At 64.5% G+C, this 21944-nt stretch carries 20 protein-coding genes; 11 read left to right on the top strand and 9 right to left on the bottom strand.

Going from position 1 to position 21944, the window contains the following annotated elements; translation table 11 throughout:
* Positions 1-87: 87 nt before the first annotated feature.
* The gene (locus tag DSM104635_RS09860) at positions 88-2808 is read left to right on the top strand and encodes a fused MFS/spermidine synthase (RefSeq protein ID WP_158766035.1); all 2721 of its coding nucleotides are present in this window, start codon (positions 88-90) and stop codon (positions 2806-2808) included.
* Here DSM104635_RS09860 and DSM104635_RS09855 read toward each other — a convergent pair.
* Positions 2805-3944, bottom strand: a complete 1140-nt coding sequence (locus tag DSM104635_RS09855) for a bifunctional 2-C-methyl-D-erythritol 4-phosphate cytidylyltransferase/2-C-methyl-D-erythritol 2,4-cyclodiphosphate synthase (RefSeq protein WP_158766034.1) — start codon at positions 3942-3944, stop codon at positions 2805-2807. The two genes, DSM104635_RS09860 and DSM104635_RS09855, sit on opposite strands and share 4 nt — an antisense overlap.
* 97 nt (positions 3945-4041) lie before the next feature.
* Between DSM104635_RS09855 and dusB the strand changes: the two genes are divergently transcribed.
* From dusB to hflX, 8 genes are all read left to right on the top strand, one after another.
* Positions 4042-5025 carry a tRNA dihydrouridine synthase DusB gene (gene dusB, locus DSM104635_RS09850; RefSeq protein ID WP_158766033.1) on the top strand — a complete coding sequence of 328 codons (984 nt, stop codon included), beginning with the start codon at positions 4042-4044 and terminating at the stop codon, positions 5023-5025.
* A complete protein-coding gene (locus DSM104635_RS09845) occupies positions 5022-6104 on the top strand; it encodes a two-component system sensor histidine kinase NtrB (RefSeq protein WP_158766032.1) in 1083 nt (360 codons plus the stop codon). Before dusB ends, DSM104635_RS09845 begins: the two co-directional genes overlap by 4 nt.
* On the top strand, positions 6101-7483 hold the full coding sequence (locus DSM104635_RS09840) for a sigma-54-dependent transcriptional regulator (RefSeq protein WP_158766031.1): 1383 nt from the start codon (positions 6101-6103) through the stop codon (positions 7481-7483). Before DSM104635_RS09845 ends, DSM104635_RS09840 begins: the two co-directional genes overlap by 4 nt.
* A 60-nt stretch (positions 7484-7543) precedes the next feature.
* Complete coding sequence (locus DSM104635_RS09835) at positions 7544-9778, top strand: sensor histidine kinase NtrY-like (protein WP_158766030.1); 2235 nt, start codon at positions 7544-7546, stop codon at positions 9776-9778.
* A 2-nt stretch (positions 9779-9780) separates the two neighbouring features.
* Complete coding sequence (gene ntrX / locus DSM104635_RS09830; RefSeq protein ID WP_158766029.1) at positions 9781-11169, top strand: nitrogen assimilation response regulator NtrX; 1389 nt, start codon at positions 9781-9783, stop codon at positions 11167-11169.
* Positions 11166-12011 (top strand): D-amino-acid transaminase, encoded by an 846-nt coding sequence (locus DSM104635_RS09825; protein ID WP_158766028.1) that lies wholly within the window; start codon positions 11166-11168, stop codon positions 12009-12011. The genes ntrX and DSM104635_RS09825 overlap by 4 nt, the downstream gene beginning before the upstream one ends.
* Positions 12012-12116: 105 nt before the next feature.
* Positions 12117-12380 (top strand): RNA chaperone Hfq, encoded by a 264-nt coding sequence (hfq, locus tag DSM104635_RS09820; RefSeq protein ID WP_158766027.1) that lies wholly within the window; start codon positions 12117-12119, stop codon positions 12378-12380.
* Positions 12364-13725 carry a GTPase HflX gene (hflX, locus tag DSM104635_RS09815; RefSeq protein ID WP_158766026.1) on the top strand — a complete coding sequence of 454 codons (1362 nt, stop codon included), beginning with the start codon at positions 12364-12366 and terminating at the stop codon, positions 13723-13725. Before hfq ends, hflX begins: the two co-directional genes overlap by 17 nt.
* Before the next feature lie 123 nt (positions 13726-13848).
* Here hflX and DSM104635_RS09810 read toward each other — a convergent pair whose 3' ends face one another.
* Positions 13849-15252: a UDP-N-acetylmuramate--L-alanine ligase gene (locus DSM104635_RS09810; RefSeq protein ID WP_158766025.1), complete on the bottom strand. Its 1404-nt coding sequence runs from the start codon at positions 15250-15252 to the stop codon at positions 13849-13851.
* A 53-nt stretch (positions 15253-15305) separates the two neighbouring features.
* On the opposite strand from DSM104635_RS09810, the gene DSM104635_RS09805 reads away from it, so the two are divergent.
* Both DSM104635_RS09805 and DSM104635_RS09800 read left to right on the top strand, forming a co-directional pair.
* Positions 15306-16148 carry an LD-carboxypeptidase gene (locus tag DSM104635_RS09805; RefSeq protein WP_187448178.1) on the top strand — a complete coding sequence of 281 codons (843 nt, stop codon included), beginning with the start codon at positions 15306-15308 and terminating at the stop codon, positions 16146-16148.
* 9 nt (positions 16149-16157) lie between these two features.
* Positions 16158-16691, top strand: coding sequence for a hypothetical protein (locus DSM104635_RS09800; protein ID WP_158766024.1), 534 nt, complete (start codon positions 16158-16160; stop codon positions 16689-16691).
* A 355-nt stretch (positions 16692-17046) separates the two neighbouring features.
* Here the strand turns inward: DSM104635_RS09800 and DSM104635_RS09795 are convergent, their stop codons facing one another.
* The 7 genes from DSM104635_RS09795 to tmk form a co-directional block, all read right to left on the bottom strand.
* Positions 17047-17280: a hypothetical protein gene (locus tag DSM104635_RS09795; RefSeq protein ID WP_158766023.1), complete on the bottom strand. Its 234-nt coding sequence runs from the start codon at positions 17278-17280 to the stop codon at positions 17047-17049.
* Between the two features lie 4 nt (positions 17281-17284).
* The gene (gene mazG, locus DSM104635_RS09790; RefSeq protein ID WP_158768056.1) at positions 17285-18094 is read right to left on the bottom strand and encodes a nucleoside triphosphate pyrophosphohydrolase; all 810 of its coding nucleotides are present in this window, start codon (positions 18092-18094) and stop codon (positions 17285-17287) included.
* 92 nt (positions 18095-18186) lie between these two features.
* Complete coding sequence (locus DSM104635_RS09785; RefSeq protein WP_158766022.1) at positions 18187-18561, bottom strand: four helix bundle protein; 375 nt, start codon at positions 18559-18561, stop codon at positions 18187-18189.
* Positions 18562-18591: 30 nt separating this feature from the next.
* Entirely contained in the window at positions 18592-19413 is an 822-nt protein-coding gene (locus tag DSM104635_RS09780) for an MBL fold metallo-hydrolase (protein WP_228446009.1), read from the bottom strand.
* A gap of 133 nt (positions 19414-19546) precedes the next feature.
* Positions 19547-20332, bottom strand: a complete 786-nt coding sequence (locus DSM104635_RS09775) for a TatD family hydrolase (RefSeq protein WP_187448182.1) — start codon at positions 20330-20332, stop codon at positions 19547-19549.
* A 2-nt stretch (positions 20333-20334) separates the two neighbouring features.
* A complete protein-coding gene (locus DSM104635_RS09770; protein WP_158766019.1) occupies positions 20335-21339 on the bottom strand; it encodes a DNA polymerase III subunit delta' in 1005 nt (334 codons plus the stop codon).
* A complete protein-coding gene (gene tmk, locus DSM104635_RS09765; RefSeq protein ID WP_158766018.1) occupies positions 21336-21944 on the bottom strand; it encodes a dTMP kinase in 609 nt (202 codons plus the stop codon). The genes DSM104635_RS09770 and tmk overlap by 4 nt, the downstream gene beginning before the upstream one ends.

Here is a 21944-nt window from a genome sequence, read left to right as displayed (position 1 = left end):
GTTCAGCGATAACGCGCGCAGCTGGAAAAAGTCCATTCCCCTGAATCGAAGCCAATGGCAGACCGGGCCGGACCGAGGGGAGAGAGCATGCAAGCCTTAGCGCGCCGCGCCGCAGCGCCCGTATTTGCGCTGGCGCTGTTCTCCAGCGCCGCCCTCATCTTCGTGCTGCAGCCGCTGTTCGGCCGCATGGTCACGCCGCTGTTGGGCGGCAGCCCACAAGTCTGGAACGCCTCGATGGCGTTCTTCCAGGGCGCGCTGCTGGTCGGCTATCTCTACGCGCACCTGTTACAGCGCGTGACTGACCTGCGCGTGCAGGCGGCCATTCACGTGGTGGTGTTGGCGGGCGCGTGGTTTGTGCTGCCGATCCATGTCAGCACCGCGATCGGCCCACCGGACTCCGAGCACCCGGCGATGTGGTTGCTCGGTGTGCTTACGCTCTCAGTCGGCGCGCCGTTCGCGGCGGCCTCCGCAACAGCGCCGCTGCTGCAATCCTGGTTCGCCCGCACTGGCCGCGAAGACGCGGGCGATCCCTACTATCTCTATGCAGCCAGCAATCTCGGCAGCTTCGGCGGGCTGCTCGCGTACCCGATCCTGATTGAGCCGCTGCTCGGCGCCCAAGCGCAGAGTGTAGCTTGGACCGCGGCGTACATCGGCGTCGGCGCGCTGATCATCGTCGCGGCGGCCATTGCGATCTCAGCGCACGGGCCCGACCCCAAGCCGCTCGAACACACGGCCCCAGCGCCGACATGGCGCGAACGCGGCTACTGGATCGCCGCAGCCGCGGTGCCATCGGCGCTCTCGCTCGGTGTGACGCTGCACATCTCCACCGACGTTGCTTCAGCGCCAATGCTATGGGTGATCCCGCTCGCGCTCTATCTGGCCACGTTCGTGCTCGCTTTCATGAAGGGCAGCGAGCGGATGGATGCAGGGACGCTGCTGGTCCATCCATTGGCGCTTGCCTGCATGGTGGCGATGTACTTCGCCTCCGGAAATTGGATATTTTCGATTTCGCTTATCCTCGCCGGCTTCTTCTTCAGCGCGTTGATTTGCCATTTGGCGCTTTCGCGTTCGCGCCCGAGCGCCGATCGGCTGACGGAGTTCTATCTCTACGTCTCGTTGGGCGGCGTCATCGGCGGCGCTTTCGCGGCGTTCGTCGCGCCGCTCATCTTCAACAACGTCTACGAATTCCCGCTGGCGATGGCCGCCGCTTGCCTGTTCCGGCCGCGTGTTGACTCGGACATGCCGCGCCTCAGCGACGCGTCGTTCGCGGCGGCGGTGACGATGGGTGTGATGGCAGTGCTGCTGATGACGCAGAACCCGTTGGAGACCGTGCTCATCATCGGCGCTCTCGGCGCCGCAGCGGCGATGATCGCCGCCGGCTGGAGCGACGACGAGAAGCCGGCGCTCTATCGGTACGGCTTTCTTGGCACAGGCGTCGCCCACGCCGCCGTGGTGATCTGGATCGCGTTCAACGTCGAAACCGCGATCTCGCGCACAGTGGTGGAGGGAAGCCCGCAGCTCGATTTCGTCTCGCCGTGGGGCATCCTGCTCACGATCACCAGCTTCATGATCATCGTCTTTGCCGTTCACGGCACCATCCAGCCGCGGCGTGACGGCAGGCGCATTGGCGATTTCGCGCTGGGCGCTGCGATGCCCAGCGCCATTCTGCTGCTGATGCTCATTCTCCTGGGCGCCAAAATGGACAGCCCCCAAGCGCTCATCATCGTCGGGCTCTTGTTTTGCGGCCTCGCGATCTTCCTCAATCGCGGCGCGCCCTACGTGCTCGCCTCGATCGTGCTGATTGCGTTCGTGATGATCTTTCTCGACGACGCCCGCAACGGGCGCATCATTACGCAAGAACGCAGCTTCTTCGGCGTGCTGAGGACGCGTGAAATCACTGACAGCGAAGATCCACGCGTGCCGCCGGTGCGTATTCTGATGCATGGCACCACGATCCACGGCGCGCAAATCGCCGCACCAGGTCTCACGCGCCAACCGCTGACCTACTACAATCCGCGCACGGCGCTGGGCGAAGCCATTGTCGCGGGCCTGAGCACGAATGAACCGTCGAGCCTGGCGCTGATCGGCCTCGGCGCCGGCTCTACTGCGTGCTTGATGCGTGAGAGCGACACGCTGACGATCTTCGAGATCGACCCCGCCGTGGTGCGCTTGTCGGCGATGCCTGGTGGCGACTTCACCTATGTGCCGGAATGTCAGCCTCACGCGCGTGTGGAGCTAGGCGATGCGCGTCTGCAGATCGCGGAGGAGCCGGATGCGGCTTATGACGTCATCGTCGTCGATGCATTCTCATCCGACGCAATCCCGGCGCATCTGCTGACACGCGAAGCAATTGCGCTCTATCTGCGCAAGGTGAAGCCGACGGGCATCGTTGTGCTCCACCTCTCGAACCGCAATCTGGCGTTGGTGTCGGAAGCCGCGCGCGTGGCGGCGTCGCTTCACGCGCCGACGCTCTACAGGCTGAGTGACCGCTTCGAGCAGCCTTACGTGTCGTTCTATGGCGGTCTTGCCGCGAGCGTGATGATTGTCGCGCGCGACCCGATGGTGCTCTCGACATTGGCGCTGCCAAGCGGCGATTGGCGCGACTTCCAGGCGCCGCCTGGACGCCCCTGGACCGACGACTATATCAACATGCCGCGCGCGCTGTGGGAGGGCCTGCCGATCGGCGATCGTGGGCGTTCGGTTGAAGAGTGCCGAATTTGGCAATCGCCCGGATGCCCGGGCGTGCCAATCCAGGAAGAGCAGCCGGCGGCGGCCGCGCCAGAACAGACGGCGCCGGCCGCGCCCTAAAGCGGACGATCGAGCGTCGCGGTAGCTTGAGCGGCAAGGCCTTCTTCGCGGCCGAGAAAGCCCATGCGCTCTGTGGTGGTCGCCTTCACGCTCACGCGCTCAAGTGGCAGACCAAGCACCGCAGCCGTGCGCTGCCGCATCGCGTCGCGGTGCGGGCCGATCTTGGGCTTCTCGCAGATCAGCGTGACGTCGACGTGGAGAATGCGCGCGCCTGCGGCGTCCGCCAGCTGCACGGCGTGGCGGAGGAAACGCTCGCTATCAGCGCCTTTCCATTGCGGATCGCTGGGCGGAAAGTGCGCGCCGATATCGCCTTCGCCGAGCGCGCCGAGAATGGCGTCAACCAGCGCGTGCCAACCGGCGTCGGCATCGGAATGGCCAACGAGGCCCTTGTCATGCGGAATACGTACGCCGCAGAGCGTGACAAACTCGCCAGGCCCAAAGCGATGCGCGTCGATGCCATTACCAACGCAGGTGACGCGCTCACCCATCAAACGATCCAGCACAGCGAAGTCCTCCGCGTATGTCAGCTTCATCAAGCGCGGATCGCCCAGGATGAGCACGCAGCGTCCGCCACCCGCGCGCACGACTGCGAGATCATCACTCATGACCTGATCGCCAAGCGCCGCGTAAGCGGCACGCAACATGTCGGCGCGGAAGGCTTGCGGCGTCTGCACGCGCATCAGCCCGTCGCGTTCGACTTCGCCAATCACGCGCCGATCCGCATCGATGCGACGGAGTGAATCCGCGACCGGCAGCGCCGGCGCGGCGCCGTCGGCGCTAGCGAGCGCAGCGAGCAGTGCGGTGACGGTGGAAGGGGAGAGACCCGGGCGGGCGGCGTCGTGGATAAGGATCGCCTCGGCGTCCGCGATGGCCGCCAATCCCGCCCGCACCGACGCCGTTCGGCTGGCGCCACCTTCGACGATGCGAACCGCCGGCCCACCCTTGGTTGCGTTGCGGCATAGTTCGGCATGCTCGGGCGCGATCGCGATGACGATTTGTTCGATGCCCGCCGCAGCCACTGCTTCCACGGACCATGACAGCACCGGGCGCCCACGTAAGCGCCTGTATTGCTTAGGAGTATCACTGCCTAGCCGCTCGCCCCGGCCCGCCGCTACAATGAGCGCCGCCGCCTTCATGGATTGGGGAAACCGGCGCGAACTTGTTGCATCGCAGCATAAAACCCTTGGCGCCCGCTTTTTAGGCGCCTTAAGCTCCAGGTCAAACGGGGCGTCGATGTTCGATGTGAACGAAATTCCGCCGCTTGTCTCGCTCGCCCCGATGGCCGGGGTGACGGACATCCCGTTTCGTCGCCAGGTCAAAACGTTCGGCGGCGCCTACTGCGTCTCGGAGATGGTGGCGTCGGATCAGCTCGCACGCGAGCGGATCGACATGGTGCGCCGCGCCGCTGGCGCCGGCGTGATCAAGCCGCTTGTGATCCAGCTCGCCGGACGTGAAACGCGCTGGATGGCTGAGGGCGCTCGGCTCGCGGAAGCCGCAGGCGCCGACATCATCGACATCAACATGGGCTGTCCCGCCAAGAGCGTGACGAGCGGACTCTGCGGTTCGGCGCTGATGCGCGACCCAGATCATGCGCTGCGCTTGATTGAAGCGACCGTGGGCGCGACGCGGTTGCCAGTGACGCTGAAGATGCGACTGGGATGGGATGCGTCGAGCTTGAATGCACCAGAACTGGCAAAGCGCGCCGAAGACGCCGGCGTGCGCATGCTGACGATCCACGGCCGCACGCGCGCGGAGTTCTTTCGCGGGACGGCGAACTGGGCGGCGATCAAGCCGACCGTCGACGCTGTGAGCATTCCGGTGATTGCAAACGGTGATATCGCCACCGCAGCGGACGCCCGCGAAGCGCTGACGCTCTCGGGCGCGGCCGGCGTAATGATTGGGCGTGCGGCGCAAGGCAAGCCTTGGCTTCCGGCGGCGATCGAGCGCGCGCTGCGCGATGGCGGAGAAGTCAGCGCGCCTGCGCCGGATCGGCTGCTGCGAAGCCTACTGGCGCTCTACGAAGATTCGCTCGCGTTCTATGACGGCGCGCATGGCGTCCGCGTCGCGCGCAAGCACATTGCTTGGAGCATCGACGCCGTTTTCGGCGCAGCGGCGCGGGAGACCCGCAAGCAAGTCTGCATGCTGGAGGACCCGCGCAAAGTGCGCGAGGCGTTGATCGCGCTGTTCGAAGCGCCTGACTTGGCAGCCGCAGCATGAATGACCGCGTCGTCCGTCCCTTGCCGTTGCGGGCGACACAGCCCGATGCGGAGCGTTGGTTAGAGGCGCTGCCGGCGCCGGTGATCGGCATCGATGCCGGCGAACGCATTCGGTTTGTAAACGCTGCCGCTGCTGAACTGCTTGCCGGCGTTGGCCGAGGGCTACTCGGCCGGCGGCTCGATGAAATCTTTGGCCCCGATGCGCCGATGACTGCGTTGGCGCGGCGTGTGCTGACGGGTACAACCGGCGTCGCGGAAGCGGACGTTGCGTTGGTTGGCCCGGGCTTCGCGCTTGGCCGCGCGACAGTGGCCGCCGCCCCGGTGGGGGAGAATGGCTACATCGCGCTGGTGCTGACGCGGCCGCCGCGTCCGCGCGCAACGCCGCCGGTTGCTGGGCATTCCGCTGCGCGCACGCTCGCACACGAGGTGCGCAACCCGCTCGCTGGCATTCGCGCCGCCGCGCAGCTGATCTCGCGCAACGATGATGCGGAATCATCGGAGCTGGCAAAGTTGATTTGCGATGAAGTGGATCGCATCCATCGTCTAACTGATCGTATCGATCCGTTTGGCGCATTCGAGCCACCGCGGTTTGAGCCCTTCAACATTCACGAAGCGTTGGATCGTGTACGCAAACTGGTGGGCTCAAGCGCGCCGGACGTGATGATCCGCGAGCGCTACGATCCGAGTTTGCCTCTGGTGCGTGGCGATTTGGATCAGCTGATCCAGGCTTTTTTGAACATTGCCAAGAACGCCGCTGAAGCGGTCGCTGGCCAGGCCGACGGCGAGATCGCCATCAGCACGTCGTATCGCCCGGGTGTAAAATTCCGCTCTGCCGCCAGCGGTGCTGCGCGCGCACAGCTTGAAGTACAGATCGTCGACAACGGTCCAGGCCTCGATCCCGAGGTCGCTGATCGCCTGTTCGAGGCGTTCGCCACGACCAAGCCCAACGGCATGGGCCTTGGCCTCACCGTCTCGGCCGACATCGTTGCGCGCCATGACGGGCGCATCGAGGTCGACAGCGAACCTGGACGTACCGCGTTCAAAATCCTCCTCCCCATCGATCCGGAAGACACACCATGAGCGCACGTATTCTCCTGGCGGATGACGATTCATCGCTGCGTTTCGTGTTGAGCCAAGCGCTCGGTAAGGAAGGCTACAACGTGCGCGCCACAGGCAACGTTGCGACGCTGGCAAAATGGGTGCGCGAGGGCGAAGGCGATCTGGTTCTGAGCGACGTCTATATGGGCGACGAATGCGTGTTCGACGCGCTGCCCGGCATGCGCCAGGCGCGCCCTAGCTTGCCATTCATCGTCATGAGCGCGCAGTCGACGGTGGCGACAGCGCTCTCAGCCGCCGGCGCCGGCGCTTACGATTATGTGCCGAAGCCGTTCGATCTCGACGTGCTGATGGCGGCGGTAAAACGCGCGCTCTCGGGCGCTCCGGATGCAAAAACGCGCGCGCAAACAACCAAGGCGCAAAAGGAAGAGCGCTTGCCGCTGATCGGGCGCTCAGCGGCGATGCAGGACGTTTATCGCGTGATGGCGCGCGTCGCGGGCACCGATCTGACTGTCCTGATCGAAGGGGAGAGCGGCACTGGCAAAGAGCGCGTTGCCCGTGCGATCCACGAACACGGCCGCCGCGCGGCCCACCCATTCATTACGGTCAGCCTCGCCGGCGCGGCGCCCGCGCAAATCGACCAAGATCTGTTCGGTTCGTCCGGCGCATTTGCGCGAGCGCAAAGCGGCACGCTCTTTCTCGAAGATCTCGACGAACTTCCGAGCGAAGCGCAGACGCGTCTTGCTGGCCTGTTGCATGCTGATGATCCCAACGCGCGTCCGAACGTGCGTATCATCGCGGCGGCGCAGCGCAGCTTGGCGGCCCTCTCGCGGCAAGGGGCGTTTCGGCAGGACCTGTTCTATCGGCTGAACGTCGTCGCCATCCGCGTGCCGCCGCTGCGCGATCGCCTCGATGACGTCGACGATCTGGCGCGCGCGTTTCTGTTGCGCGCCAAGCGCGAAGGCCTGCCGGAGAAATCCATCGACAACGCCGCAATCGAGCGGCTGAAGGCGCACAGCTTCCCGGGTAACGTGCGCGAACTCGAGAATCTGCTTCGGCGCGCCGCTGCACTAAGCCCCGCGTCGGTCATCACAGCGCGCGAGATTGGCGAAGAGCTTGGTCAGGCCGCGCGTGAAGAAGTGCAGACGGGCGAAGTGACTGACGACTTCGAGAGCGCAGTATCGCGCCGGCTCGCCGGTGAATTCGCTGCTGCCAGCCCTGGTCTTCCGCAGGCGGGCCTTTACGATCGCCTGTTGGCGGAGGTCGAACGGCCTTTGATCCTGCAGGCGCTATCGGCCACCCGCGGCAACCAAATCCGCGCCGCCGCCGTGCTGGGGATCAACCGGAATACGCTCCGGAAGAAGATCCAGACCCTCGGACTCCAAACTGGGCGCGGCGATTGACGCCAGCGTGATATTGGTTCAACACCATGTTGCCATCTTGCAACATGGGATCCCCCGGCCATGGTGCTTCCGCTTACCGCTGGAGAGCCGGCAGAAGTCGCCGTTCTCAGCGATCAACCGCAGAGCAGAAGCTCGCTGATCTTTATCGGCGGGCTGATCATCGCCGGCGTCCTAACGGCCGCCGCGACGGTGATGCTGTTGCTGGGTGAAGGCCTGGCGGGCGACGCCAACAATCTGATCCGCACGCTGTTAATCGCGAGCCTCGTCATTGGCGTGGGTCTGGGCGGCATTCTCGCGCATCGGCTAATCCGCGTCGCCGCCGCATGGCGCGCCGCGGCGACTGGCGCGCGTTTGCACGTGCGCTTCGTTACTTTGTTCAGCCTCGCGGCTTTGGCGCCGGCGATCATCGTCGCTGCGTTTCTGGGCTTCACCTTCAGCCAAGGTGTTGAGCGTTGGTTCAGCTTGCGTGTCGAAAGCACGATCGAGAACGCGGCGGACGTCGGCCGCGCTTACGTCGATCTCGCGTCCGGCAATCTGGGCGATGAAGTTCAGGCCATGGCCGAGGACTTGAACGCCGCGCGGCGCGGCATGACCGAAGATCCGACGCGCTACGAAGCGTTCCTGCAGCTGCAAGCGCAGCGGCGAGAGCTGACATCGTCGCGCGTGATCGACGGCACGGGCCGTGTGCTTGCGGGCGGCGCTTTCACGGACACGGCCACTGCGCAGCCGCCGTCGCGCGAAGCGTTCGCGGCGGCGGACCAAGGTTCGGTGTCGCTGCGGTTTGACCAGGAGAACGACCGTCTTGTCGCGCTCTATCGGCTCGCGGATTACGACAACGCGTACGTCTATGTGTCCAAGGCGATCGAGCCCGGTCTGGTCACGCAGCTTCGTGCGTTTGATGAATCGGTCGAAGATTATCGCGCGGCGCGCCTGCAGCAGAGTTCGCTGCGCGGCCTCTTTGGGCTGGCTTACGTTTGCACCGCCCTGATCGTGTTGTTGGCTGCAGGCTGGGTGGGATTGACCAGCGCAACACGCGTGGCCGAGCCTATCGGGCGCTTGGTGGGCGCGGCGCGTCGGGTTGCATCCGGCGATCTGAAAGCGCGCGTCGCGATTGGCGAAGAGCGCGATGAGATTGATGCGCTGGGCGCCGCATTCAATCGCATGACAGCGCAACTTGAGACGCAACGGCGCGATTTGGTGACCGCGCAGGAGGACGCCGAAACACGCCGAAGCTTCATAGAAGCCGTGCTGGGCGGCGTCAGCGCCGGCGTGATGGGTCTCGACGCGAACGGGCGCATCACGGCGACGAACCGGAGCGCTGCGCAGTTGCTGAGCCTGGAAGAAGCGCAGCTTGTTGGCCGGCGTTTGATCGACGTGGCGCCGGAATTCTCTGAGTTGCTGAACCAACCTGCCCCGACAGGGGAGACGGCATCTCAACGCGTCGATCTTGTGCGCGAAGGCGGTTCGGTGAATCTGAGCGTGCGCATGAGCCCCGACGCGGAAGGTGGCCTCGTGCTGACGTTCGACGACATGACTAAGCTCATCTCGGCGCAGCGTCAGGAAGCGTGGAAAGACGTGGCGCGCCGCATTGCGCATGAGATCAAGAACCCGCTGACGCCGATCCAGCTCTCGGCCGAGCGTTTGCGCAAAAAGTACGCGAGCGAGATCAAATCCGATCCCGACACCTTCTTGAAGTGCACGGACACGATCCTGCGTCAGGTCGCCGACATCGGCCGGATGGTCGATGAATTCTCGTCGTTCGCGCGGATGCCGACGCCGCGCATGGCGTTCTCGGACATGAGCGACATCGCGCGTTCAACGGTGTTCGGGCAGCGTTTGGCGTTTGCGGATGTGCGCGTTGAGGTCGAGGGCGTGGATCAGCCGATCGGGCTGGTCAGCGACGAGCGGTTGATCTCGCAAGCGCTGCTGAACCTGATCAAGAACGCCGCTGAAAGCGTGCAAGCGCGCCGGGCGCGTGATGGCGAGCCAAAGGATGGGTTCGTGCTGCTCCGTCTGCGCGATCTCGATTTTGGCGTGCAGTTTGAAGTGATCGATAACGGCTTGGGCTTTCCGGAGAAGGATCGTCATCGCCTGATCGAACCGTACGTCACCACGCGCGCGAAGGGTCACGGGCTGGGGCTCGCCATCGTTGCGCGTATCGTTGAAGACCACGGGGGGTTGATTGAGCTGGGCGACGCGCCTGGACCGGGGCCAGGCGCCGTCGTTCGATTTGTCCTTCCCAAGCGCGGCGAAGAGCCGCCCGAGGCGCCGTCAGAACACGGCGCAGGAGCATGAACATGTCCTCAGACATCCTCGTCATCGACGACGAAGCCGACATCCGCGATCTCGTTTCGGGGATTCTCGAAGATGACGGCCATCAAGTGCGCACCGCGCGCGACAGCGACGAGGCGCTCGATGCGTTGCGCCGGCGTAGTCCAGCGATGGTGGTGCTGGATATCTGGCTGCAAGGCAGCCGCATCGACGGCCTCGAACTGCTGACGATGCTGAAGGAGATCGACGCAGATCTGCCGGTGGTGGTCATCTCGGGCCACGGCACGATCGAAACGGCGGTCGCCGCGATCCGCAAGGGCGCCTACGATTTTGTCGAGAAGCCGTTCACGGCGGATCGCCTGTTGCTGGTCGTGCAGCGCGCGCTGGAGACATCGAAGCTGAAGCGCGAGAACACGGCGCTGCGCGCAAAATCCTCTGGCGCGGATGATCTGATCGGTTCGTCCGCAATCATGGGCGCGTTGAGAAGCTCCATCGATCGCGTCGCCCAAACCAATTCGCGCGTGCTGATCGCTGGCCCCGCTGGATCGGGTAAAGAGCTAGTGGCGCGGCTACTGCACGAGCGCAGCGCGCGTGGCGGACCGTTCGTGGCGATCAACGCTGCTTCGATCGCGCCGGAGCGGATGGAGAGCGAGATATTCGGCGAGGAGGCCAATGGCCGCCCGAGCAAGATCGGCGTGTTCGAGCAGGCGCATGGCGGCACGCTGTTTCTCGATGAAGTCGGCGACATGCCGCTTGAGACGCAATCCAAAATCCTGCGCGTTCTGGTGGAGCAGCGCTTCAAACGCCTTGGCGGCGCGCAGGACGTGCAAGTGAATGTGCGCGTCGTCTCGTCCACCTCGCGCGAACTGCGTGGCGACATCGAGCAAGGCCGCTTCCGCGAAGACCTGTTTCACCGCCTGAACGTCGTGCCATTGCGCGCGCCGGGTTTGGCGGAGCGCCGCGAGGATATTCCGGACCTCGCGGGCTACTTCGTTGGCCGTCTCGCGGGCATGTCCGGCGTGCCGGCGCGGCAGATTGGCGAAGATGCGCTGGCGGCTCTGCAGGCGGCGGATTGGCCAGGCAACGTACGACAGCTTCGTAACGTGATCGAACGCATCCTCATCCTGGCCACGGGCGACATCAATACGCCGGTGACGGTGGATTCGCTCCCAGCTGATGCCTGGCCGTCTTCGGGGTCGAAGCGCGACGGCTTGCAGGAAGTCATCGGCCTTTCCTTGCGGGATGCGCGTGAGCGGTTTGAGCGTGAGTATCTGAACGTTCAGATCACGCGTTTTGGCGGCAATATTTCGCGCACGGCGGCCTTCATCGGCATGGAGCGTTCCGCGCTGCACCGGAAGTTGAAATCGCTCGGCGTTGAAGCGCCGGGCCGCAACGGACACGACGGCGCCGAATGAGCCGCGTCGCTTACGTCAACGGCGCATACGTGCCGCTGGCGCAGGCGGCGATCTCGATTCAGGACCGCGGCTTCCAGTTCGCGGATTCGATCTACGAAGTCTGGGCCGTGCGCGACGGCCGGCTCTACGACGCCGTCGAACACCTGGCGCGGTTCAAGCGCTCGCTCGAAGAACTGCGCATTGCAGCGCCGATGTCAGAGACGGCGTTGATTCTCGTGATCCACGAAGTGATGCGCCGCAACCGCGTGCGCGACGGCATCGTCTACCTGCAAATGAGCCGAGGCGTGGCCAACCGCGACCACGTGTTTCCGCCGGCCAGCGTGAAGCCAACCATGGTCATCACCGCCAAGAACCTCGATCGCCGCGCGATCGCCAAGCGCGCCGAACTTGGCGTCAAAGTCATCAGCGTGCCCGAGACGCGTTGGGCACGGCGTGACATCAAGTCGGTCAACCTCCTCCCGAATGTGCTGGCGCGCCAAGCGGCGAAAGAGGCGGGGGCCTTCGAGGCTTGGTTTGTGGATGAAGACGGCTTTGTCACCGAAGGCACGTCATCGACGGCCTTCATCGTGGATGCTGAGAACCGCATCCGTACGCGCGGCCTCTCGCACGATCTGCTGCACGGCGTGACGCGCGCGGTGCTGCTCCGGATCGCGCGCGAACATCAAATGACTGTGTCCGAGACGCCGTTCACGATCGAGGAGGCCAAGGCCGCGCAGGAAGCGTTCATCAGCGCAGCGAGCAATCCGGCGGTTCCAGTAACTGCTATTGACGGCGCTAAGATCGGCAAAGGCTGGCCTGGACCGGTAGCGCGTGCACTACGCGCCGCCTATTTGGGCGCCTGAGCCGTCAACGGCGTCCTCATTCGCGTTTCGGTTGTCGCCGGCGCCAACGCCCCTTATAGCTCGCCTCCAGCCGCGCGGTTCGACGCGGCGCCATAAAACTTTTGCATGGGGCTCGCCATGGACAAGAAGCAGAACCTTCAGGACACGTTTCTCAACGCCGTCCGCAAGGCCAAGACGCCACTCACGATCTTCCTGGTCAATGGCGTCAAACTCCAAGGGGTCGTTACCTGGTTCGACAATTTCTGTGTGTTGTTGCGCCGCGACGGCCAAGTACAGCTTGTTTACAAGCACGCGATCTCGACCATCATGCCGGGCGCTCCGGTCCAGCTCTACGAGATCGACAAAGCGGCAGATGAAGCCGACGCCTGAAACGCCACCACCGAAGGATATCAACCGAGCCATCGTGCTGCGCCCGCTTGCGAGCGCGCAAGAGAGCGTACGCGACGGCGAAGCACGGTTGCTTGAGGCCGTCGGCCTAGCGCAGGCGCTGGGGCTCGATGTGGCGGCCGCAGAAGCGGCGCCGCTCCGGCAGATCAGCCCGCGTACGTACTTCGGCTCGGGGCGCGTTGAGCGGCTGAAGGATCAGACTGAAGAGCTCGGCGCCGGCGTTGTGGTCATAGATGGCGCGCTCTCGCCGGTGCAGCAGCGCAATCTTGAGACCGACATTGGCTCAAAGGTGATCGACCGCACGGGTCTCATCCTCGAAATCTTCGGCCTTCGTGCGAAGACCAAGGAAGGCAAACTGCAGGTCGAGCTGGCGCGCCAAGGCTACGAGCGTTCGCGGCTGGTGCGGACGTGGACGCATTTGGAACGCCAACGCGGTGGTCTCGGTAAGACGGGCGGCCCTGGTGAAACGCAGATCGAACTCGATCGCCGCATCATTGCTGACCGCATCATCCGCTTGAAGCGCGAGCTTGAGGACGTGCGCCGTACGCGTGGGCTGCAGCGGCGTGCGCGTTCGCGGGCTGGTCTGCCGGCTGTTGTGCTGGTGGGTTACACCAACGCCGGGAAGTCGACGCTGTTCAATCGGCTGACGCAGGCTGGCGTGTTGGCGAAGGACATGCTGTTCGCCACGCTCGATCCGACTGCCCGACAAGTGAAGCTGCCGAGCGGGCGCGCAGTAATCATGAGCGACACCGTCGGCTTCATCTCCGATCTGCCGCACGAGCTGGTTGAGAGCTTCCGCGCGACGCTTGAAGCGGTGACCGAAGCCGATCTGCTGATCCATGTGCGCGATATCTCGCATCCGGACACCGACAAGCAGAAAGCCGATGTCCTCGCGGTGCTTTCGCAATTGGCGAAGGATGCCGGCGGGAAATCGCCGCCGGTGCTTGAGGCGTGGAATAAGATCGATCTGCTTGACGAAGCCACGCGCGCGGGCCGTATGCGGCGGGCGAGCGTGGCGGCGGAAGGAGGTGGGCAGGGCGCCCTGCCCCCTGTTGCGATCTCGGCCGAGACGGGGGAGGGCATGGACGCCCTACTCGCGGTGATCGACCGCGCCGCCTTCTCGGCGACGCGCGTCATCACCCTCACCTTGTCGCCAGACGATGCCGGCCGTTTGCGCGCGCAAATCGCGTCGGCTGGGCGCATTCTCGAGGAATCCAGCGACGATGCCGGCGCGATCACGTTGCGCGCTGAGCTGCTGGTGGAAGATGCGGCGCGGTTTGCACCGTTGGAGCCCCTGCCCGAAGAAATCCGGCCGGCGGCCGAGTAGGGGACACATTCGTCATCCTGGGGCGCACGTCAGTGCGAGCCCAGGACCCAGGGGCAACCACTCAGTTCGACGATCCCCTGGGTCCTGGGCTCTCGCTTCGCGAGCCCCAGGATGACGAAAGAATTATCGGCGCAACAGTCTTTCAACCAACTCCGCCGCGAACACTGAAAGCGTATCGTCTCGCGCACCCATCACCACGATGCGATCGCCGGGTTCGGCCAGTTCAATCAGTTTGTCGCCGCAGGCGTTGCGTTCGGCGAAGGCCATGGCTTCGAGGCCACGGGCGCGGACGCCGGCGACGATGTGTTCGCTGGTGACGCTGCGGTCGGTGGTGCCGCCGTAATAGACGGGGTCAGGCATGATCAGGACGTCGTCACTGGCCATGTGCTTGGCGAAGGTCTCGATGAACTCGTTTTTCATCAGCCGCAGCGGGCCAAAGCCGTGCGGCTGAAACATAATCAGCAGGCGGCCGGGGAACGCGTGCAGCGTGGCCAGCGTGGCAGTGATCTTGTCGGGGTTGTGCGCGAAGTCGTCGATGACGGTGACGCTGTTGGCTTTGCCGACGACTTCGAGACGGCGCTTGGTGCCGGAGAAGCCTTTCAGCGCTTCGGCGGCTTCTTTGAGCGACAGGCCGTACGCACGCGCAACTGAGAGCGCGGCGAGCGCGTTGGCGACGTTGTGTTCGCCGGGAACGCTGAGTTCGACGCTGGCGGTGTCGCGGGTGTCTTTCTCCAGCACGTCGAACGAGATGCCGTCGGGCGCTGGGCGGATGGCGGGGCAGTGCAGATCGGCGAGACCGGAGCGCAGTGAGTAGGTTCGAGTGCGGCCGCGCGCCTTGATCACGAGGTGTGCCGTCTCCTCGTTGTCGAGATTGAGCACGGCGATTTCGGCCTTGTTGACGAAGCCAGTGAAGAGTTCGCGCAGCTCGTCCATGCTCTTGTGGTCGAGCGCGATGTTGTTGACGACGGCGATGGTGGGTTCGTAGCGGGCGATCGAACCGTCGCTCTCATCGACCTCAGACACAAACGCATCGCCTTTGCCGACGAGCGCGCTGGCGAATAGGGCGTCCGGCGTGACGAAGTTTTTCATCACGGCGCCGTTCATCACCGTGGGATCGCGGCCGGCGCGGTAGAGCAGCCAAGCGATCATGCCGGTGGTCGTGCTCTTGCCGCTGGTGCCGGCGACGCCGATGCGCACGGGTGCGGCGTTGAACAGCTCTGCAAGCAGCTGGGGGCGCTTCAAATCTTCTGCGCCGACGCGCTTGGCGGCGACGACGTCGCCCACGGTGTCTTCCACGGCGGCCGAGCGCACCAGGATCTGGTCGGCGCTGGTGATGCCGGAGCCGTCTTGCGGGAAGAGGGCGATGCCTTGGGCTTTCAGGTATTCGAACTTCGCGCCCAAGCGGCCTTGATCAAGTGAACGGTCGGAACCGGCGACCGTCACGCCTTTGCCGCGCAGGATCAACGCCAGCGGCAGCATGCCGGAGCCGCCGATGCCGCTCATGAAATAGGATTTGGCCGGACTCATGGGCTCCCGTTATGAAGAGAAACGCCGGCCACCGGCAAGGATGCGAACGCAGAATGGCCCCATCGATCCGCATCGGCGTTGTCGCGCCCGGCACGCGCATCGACCGGGACTTGGCCGAGCGACTGAAAGCGTTCGCGACGGACCATTTTCTCGACCGCGCGCCGGAGATTGTTGTTCACCCGCAATGTTTCCTGAGCGCGGGCCATTTCGCCGGCGATGATGACGCGCGGCTCAAAGCGTTTGTGGAATACGCCAACGAACCGGCGCTGGACGCGATCTGGTTCGCACGCGGCGGCTACGGCGCGTGCAGGATCGCTGAAGCGGCGCTGGCGCAGCTCAACGGCGCGTCGCGCACCAAGACCTATCTCGGCTACAGCGACAACGGCGCGATCCTCGGTGGCTTGTACGCGCGCGGTTACGCCAACGTGGCGCACGGGCCGATCCCGGTGGACCTGACGCGAACAGGCGGCGAGGGCGCGGTGAAGAGGGCGCTCTCTTGGTTGATCGACCGCTCCCCTGAGAGCGTTGAACTCGGGGTGATGTTCGACGGTAAAACCGCTGCGTTCAACATCGCGGTGCTGCAGTCGATCATGGGCACGTCGCTGGAGCCAAATCTCGAAGGCCACGTGCTGATGCTGGAGGATGTGGGGGAGTACCTCTACCGGCTAGACCGCGCCCTCTTCCAGATTACCTCCTCCGCCAATGTGCGGAGCGTGAAGGGGATTAAGCTCGGGCGCGTCTCCGATGTGCCGGAGAACGACAAGCCGTTCGGCGCCAACGAAGAAGAAATCGCGCGCTATTGGTGCGCCAAGGCTGGCATTGCGTATCTGGGACGCGCGGACATTGGACACGATGTCGAGAACAAGGTCGTGCCGTTTGGGGCGTTGAAGAGGTAGGGACCGGCTTTGGGATTCAAAATCTCTTGGATCGGATTCAGGGGCCTGAGCAAGGAAGATGCCCTGCGCTCGCTGAACGCCGTGGATACGCGCGAGCCTGATGAAGCGAACGAGGCGCCTTTCTCAGGAGCCGAAATTCCAGGCGGCTGGTTCGCCTTGTTCGCCAACGACTTCTCGTTCGCCTCAGAGGATCGCTTGGCGAGACTGTCGGAGAATTGCGAAGTGGTGGCGTGCCAAGTGCACGAAGGTGTGATGGTTGCCGTGTCCTACGGGTACGAAAGGGGGCAACAAAAATGGGCGATACTCCACGACGCTCAACAAGACCTTCGGCACATTGAGGTAACTGGAACGCCACCGGCCGCCTTTGCGCAGGTCAGGGAGCGACTACTAAAGGAGCAAGATCAGCATGACGGCCAAGAGCCCGGTGTTGATTTTGTTTTCGACGTTCCGCTCGAGACTGCGACTTCCGTCTGCCCCTACAAGCACGATCGTTGGCGGTTCGATTGGGGTGAGCCTCGCTTCACGGTGCTTGAACTGGCCTAGCGCGTCTCGTTCGGACAACGCGCGGCGTTTCCGTGTTCGCATCATTGTGGCCTCCGCAAATGGGAGGACGGGGCGCGCGATCCGCGTTTTTCTCACGCTCGATCCCGTCCCTCGCGCTCGTGTGGCTCGGCTAGCCCATGAACCTCCCGTGCGAGGGACGAGCGCATTATCGCGCGGGTTTGCGGGTGTGGGATAGATTTTGTGCCGAGCGTTGATTGTGCGCGGAATTTTGGGGCGGAGGTGTGGGATAGATCGCGTTTCTAGACCGGCATGCCTACGGTGCCGCCACCGGGCAACAGGACAGCGTTGTAGAGCCCATAAAACCCTAGCCATGCGACGTAGCTCAGCGGCGCGGTCAACCACGCAATAGCACCGCCGTTAGGCGTCTGGCTTTGCGGAGCTTCAGCGTCAGCGCCAAGGCTACGCCAGCCAAGATCGCTCCGAGCCAGTGAAAGCCAACGAGCCACCATCCAGCATCGGCCCCGCCTACGGTGTAGAGCGGCGACAAGATGGCAATCCAAGTGGAAAACGCGATCCAGGCGATGAGAACGACAATGCCGAGCGCGTAAGCCACTTTGCTCCAGTCCATAGCGCTATCTCTTCTCAGCCCGCTTAGCCTCAAGCCAAAGCGCTTCCATGTCGTCCAGCGGCTGTGGGCCGGTGCGGCCCGCTTCCGCGAGCTTCGTCTCGATGTACTGAAACCGCCGCGTGAACTTGGCGTTGGCGCGGCGGAGGGCTTCTTCGGGGTCGACCTTCAGCTTGCGGGCGAGGTTGGCCATGACGAAGAGGATGTCGCCCATCTCTTCGGCAATGTGCTCTTGATCGCCGCTGGCGCGCGCCTCCTTCAGTTCGGCCAATTCTTCTTCGAGCTTCTCCAGCACGGGCTCAGGCGTCGGCCAATCGAAGTTGATGCGCGCGGCGCGCTTGGTGAGCTTCTCGGCGCGCATGAGGGCGGGCAGGGCCATGGGCACGTCGTGCAGCAGCGAGGCGCCGCTGGCGGCGCGCTTCTCGGCCTTCAGCGTCTCCCAGGCCGCCGTCTGCTCCTCCGCCGTACGCTCAACCTTTTCACCGAACACATGCGGATGGCGCTCGATCATCTTGTCGGCGAGCGCCTGGGCGACGTCGGCGAAATCGAACGCGCCTTGCTCCTCGGCCATGCGGGCGTGGAAGGCGACTTGGAAGAGGAGGTCGCCCAGTTCTTCCTTGAGCGCTTTCAGATCGTTGCGATCGATCGCGTCGGCGACCTCGTAGGCCTCCTCGATCGTGTACGGCGCGATGGTCGCGAAAGTCTGCTCGATATCCCACGGACAGCCGCGCTGCGGATCGCGCAGCCGCGCCATCACATCGAGCACGGCCTGAGTAGCGGCGGCATTGCGGGAGAGGGTCTCAGCGCTCTTTTCCATCGCCTTATCAGCAGCTTGGCCAGGCATACAGTTCTCGCATAAGATAGATTATGAGCAATCCGTGAGTAGCGAATAGCGAATGGCGAGTAGGCTCACGCCGCAGCCTCCTTCTCCTGAAGAGATCGGATGAGCCCTCGCACCATTCTCCCAAGCTCGTCACACTGACCAAGCAGTTTGCCAGAGTCGTCGGACGACGTGAGGTCGAGACGCCGGGCAATGATGAGATGGGTCTCTAGCTCTTTGAGTGGGCCTTGAGCAATGCGCAGAAATTGGATGAAAGCGCCGGTCGTTTCGCGACCGTGACCTTCTGCAATGTTGGCCGCAATCGATACGGCCGCGCGCCGCATTTGAGACGTCAGCCCGTAGAGTTCGGAGTTTGGGAAGTCGCGCGTGATCGAATAGGCCGCCTCAGCGAGATCAATCGCCAACTGCCAGATTTTAAGGTCGCGATACGATGTAATCGTCATTCAAAATCCCTATTCGCTACTCACCATTCGCTACTCGCTTATATCGTAATCGCCAGCCCAGCCATCGTAGGCTGGTTCGACGCCGGCCGGCAGCCTCGCCTTCAGCGCGGCGTAGTCCAAGTCGATGTGCATGTTCGTCAGCAGCGCGTGCGCGGGCTTGAGGCGCGCGATCCATTCGAGGCTGCGCGCGACGTGCGCGTGCGTGGGATGCGGGCGGTCGCGCAGTGCGTCGACGATCCAGAGCGCGAGGCCATCGAGTTCAGCGAAGCTTTCCTCGGGCATGGCGACGAGATCGTTCGAGTAGCCCACGGGGCCGGCGCGGAAACCGAGCGAGCGGCTGAAGCCGTGGTCTTGATCGAGCGGCAGGATCTCCAGCGGCCCGCCTGGGCCGTCGGTGACGATCGGCGTGAGCGGCGTGATGCGCCCGGCTTCGCGGACGATGGCGGGATAGCCGGTGTCCGAGATGAAGGTGTAGCCGAAGCGGCGCATGAACGTTTCGCGCGTGTGGGCGTCGAGCCAGACTGGGATGGTCGCGCGCTGCTTGATGAAGAAGGCGCGGACGTCGTCGAAGCCGTTGGTCTGGTCAGCGTGGTCGTGGCTGAGGATGACGGCGTCGAGCCTGGCTGCGCCGGCGGCCGCGAGCTGCTGGCGGAGTTCCGGTGCGGTGTCGATGAGGACGGTGGTCGCCTCCTCCGCGCTGGCGGGCGCCCCGCTCCACTTCTGCAGCAACAGCCCGCAGCGCGTGCGGCGGTTCTTCGGCTCGTTCGGATCGCACACGCCCCAGTCGCCAGTGGCGCGCGGGACGCCGCCGGAGGAGCCACAGCCCAGCACGGTGACGCGCAACGTGCTCACTCGCGACCTCCACAGGTTGGAGCGCGGGCCTCCGGCCCGCATGCACTATGCGCCAACTCAAGGACATCATCTGGCGCGACGGAAATATGCGGGCCGGAGGCCCGCGCTCCAACCTGCCGAGAGCGGCGCCTCATCATGACGCCACACGTGGGATGCTTGGAAACAGACGGAAGAAGTTATCGGCGAGCAGGGCGCTGCACTCGGATTCCGAGAGGCCGCGCAACTCAGCGAACGCGCTTTGCACCTCGCGCACATGCATCGGTTCGCAGCGCCGGCCGCGGTAAGGAATAGGGGCCAGATATGGGCAATCGGTCTCGACGATGACGCGGTCCAAAGGCGCTTCCCGCGCGATGGCGCGGACGTCGTTGGCGTTCTTGAATGTCATGATGCCGGAGAACGAAAAGTACGCGCCGATTTTGAGCGCGCGCTGGGCCAGTTCTGGGCCGCTCGTGTAACAGTGCATGAGGATGCGTAGGGGCCCTCTTCCCGCCTCCTCCTCCAGCAGCTCCGCCATGGCGGCATCCGCTTCGCGGGTGTGGATGATCAGCGTTTTGCCGAGCGCGTGGGCGGCTTTTGCGTGGGCGCGGAAAACGGCGACCTGATCTTCGAGGGGGCTGAACTTGTAGTGCTGATCGAGGCCGGTTTCCCCTACTCCGACCACCCTCTCGTGGCGGCCGAGTTCGATGAGTTTCTCCGCCGTGAGATCGAGGTGATCCTTGGCGTAGTGCGGATGCGCGCCGATGCTGGCGTAGATGTCGTCGTGTTGTTCGGCGATGGCGATGACGTCGGCGAAGTTTTCGATCTTATCGCAAATCGTGATCATGCGGCCGACGCCGGCCTCGCGTGCGCGTTGGATCACCTGCTCGCGATCTTCCGCGAACGCGTGGTGATGCAGGTTCACGTGGCTGTCGATCAGCAACGTCATCGCCGCGCCGCTGCTGCGCGATCAAGCACGCCGACAGCGCGGGCGAGCGCGTGGCGCGGATCCATGTCGAGGCCCTCGGCTTCGGTGCGGAGCGTTTCGAGTTGCGACCAGGCTTCCGCCCACGGCTCACCGCCCTCGCCTGCCCCCTGCGCCCTCGTCCATTCTTCCGCGAGTTCGAGTACGGCCGCGAGGCGCTCGAACGGTTCGCCGCTCATCTGATCGTAGAGCGGATTGAGTACGGACGCGGCTTCGCCACGCGCGATCGACGCCGGCGCGCGGCGCAGATCGGCGCTGCCGGCGTCGAGGCCTTGGGCTTTGAGCGCGATGGCGCGACCTGGGCGGCCCTTGGCGAGATCGATCAGCGCGTCGTCGCCTTTGGCGCCACCGAGGGCTTGGCGGACGAGATCGTCGCTCACAGGCCGAAGCGCCAAGCGCCGGCAACGTGAGCGGATCGTCGGCAGGATCGCGCCGGGCGCGTGGCAGACGAGCAGCAAGACGGAGCGCGCGGGCGGCTCTTCCAGCGTTTTCAGAATCGCGTTGGCGGAGTTGTTGTTCAGATCATCGGCAGCGTCGATGATGGCGATGCGCATGCCGCCTTCGCTGGGCGCGAGCGAGAAGAACTGGCCAAGCTCACGTGCGTCGTCGACGGCGATCTCGCGGCGTGGTTTGCCGCGATCGTTGAGGCCGCGGCGCAGGATGAAAAGATCGGGATGCGATTGCGCGGCGATGCGGCGCGCGACTTGGTCTTCGGGATCGACATCGAGCGGGCGTGCGCCGATCTGCTTGGCGCCAAGCGCGATGCGGGCGAAGCGGTAGGCGAGCGTGGCTTTGCCGAGGCCCTTGGCGCCGGCGAGCAGCCAAGCATGATGCATGCGCGCGCCATGCAGTGCGTCGCGCAGCGCTTGCTCCTCGGCATCGTGGCCGACGAACGAGAACGTTTCACGCGGGTGCGGGGCTTCTGGCTCTTTGTCAGTTTCGGGGGCGGCCTTCTCGGCTTTCATAGCGCTGCCGTTGCGGCGGCGAGCACGTCGGCGGCTGGCTTGCTGGCGTCGAGGACGATGCAGCGTTTTGGGTCGCGTTCGGCGATGGCCAGGAATTCCGCGCGAACGCGAGCGTGAAAGTCCGCGGCCTTCTTCTCGAAGCGATCTTCGCCCATGTGTTTGCCTTGCGAGCGTGCGAGGCCCGCATTGGCGTCGAGATCGAGCACGAACGTGCGGTCGGGCGCGGGCGCATCGATCAATGCGTTGAGCGTGTCGAGCACGCTTGGATCGAGGCCGCCGGCGGCGACTTGGTAGGCGCGTGTGGAGTCGTAGTAGCGGTCGCAGATCACCCAGGCCCCGCGTGCGATCGCTGGGCGAATGGTGTGATTGAGATGGTTCAACCGAGCGCCGGCGAACAGCAGCGCTTCTTCGGTGGCGCTCCAGCGATTGGCGTCGCCGCTAACAAGCAGCGCACGGATGGCGTCGGCGCCGGGCGCGCCGCCTGGCTCGCGGGTGACGAGGACTTCGCGGCCGTCAGCGCGTAGCGCTTCGGCCAGTCCGCGCGCGAGCGTGGATTTACCCGTGCCTTCGCCGCCTTCGAGGGTGATGAACCGGCCTGCGCCCAT

Source organism: Terricaulis silvestris, from assembly GCF_009792355.1.
Taxonomy (GTDB): domain Bacteria; phylum Pseudomonadota; class Alphaproteobacteria; order Caulobacterales; family Aquidulcibacteraceae; genus Vitreimonas; species Vitreimonas silvestris.
This window is presented reverse-complemented; position numbering and strand designations above follow the sequence as displayed.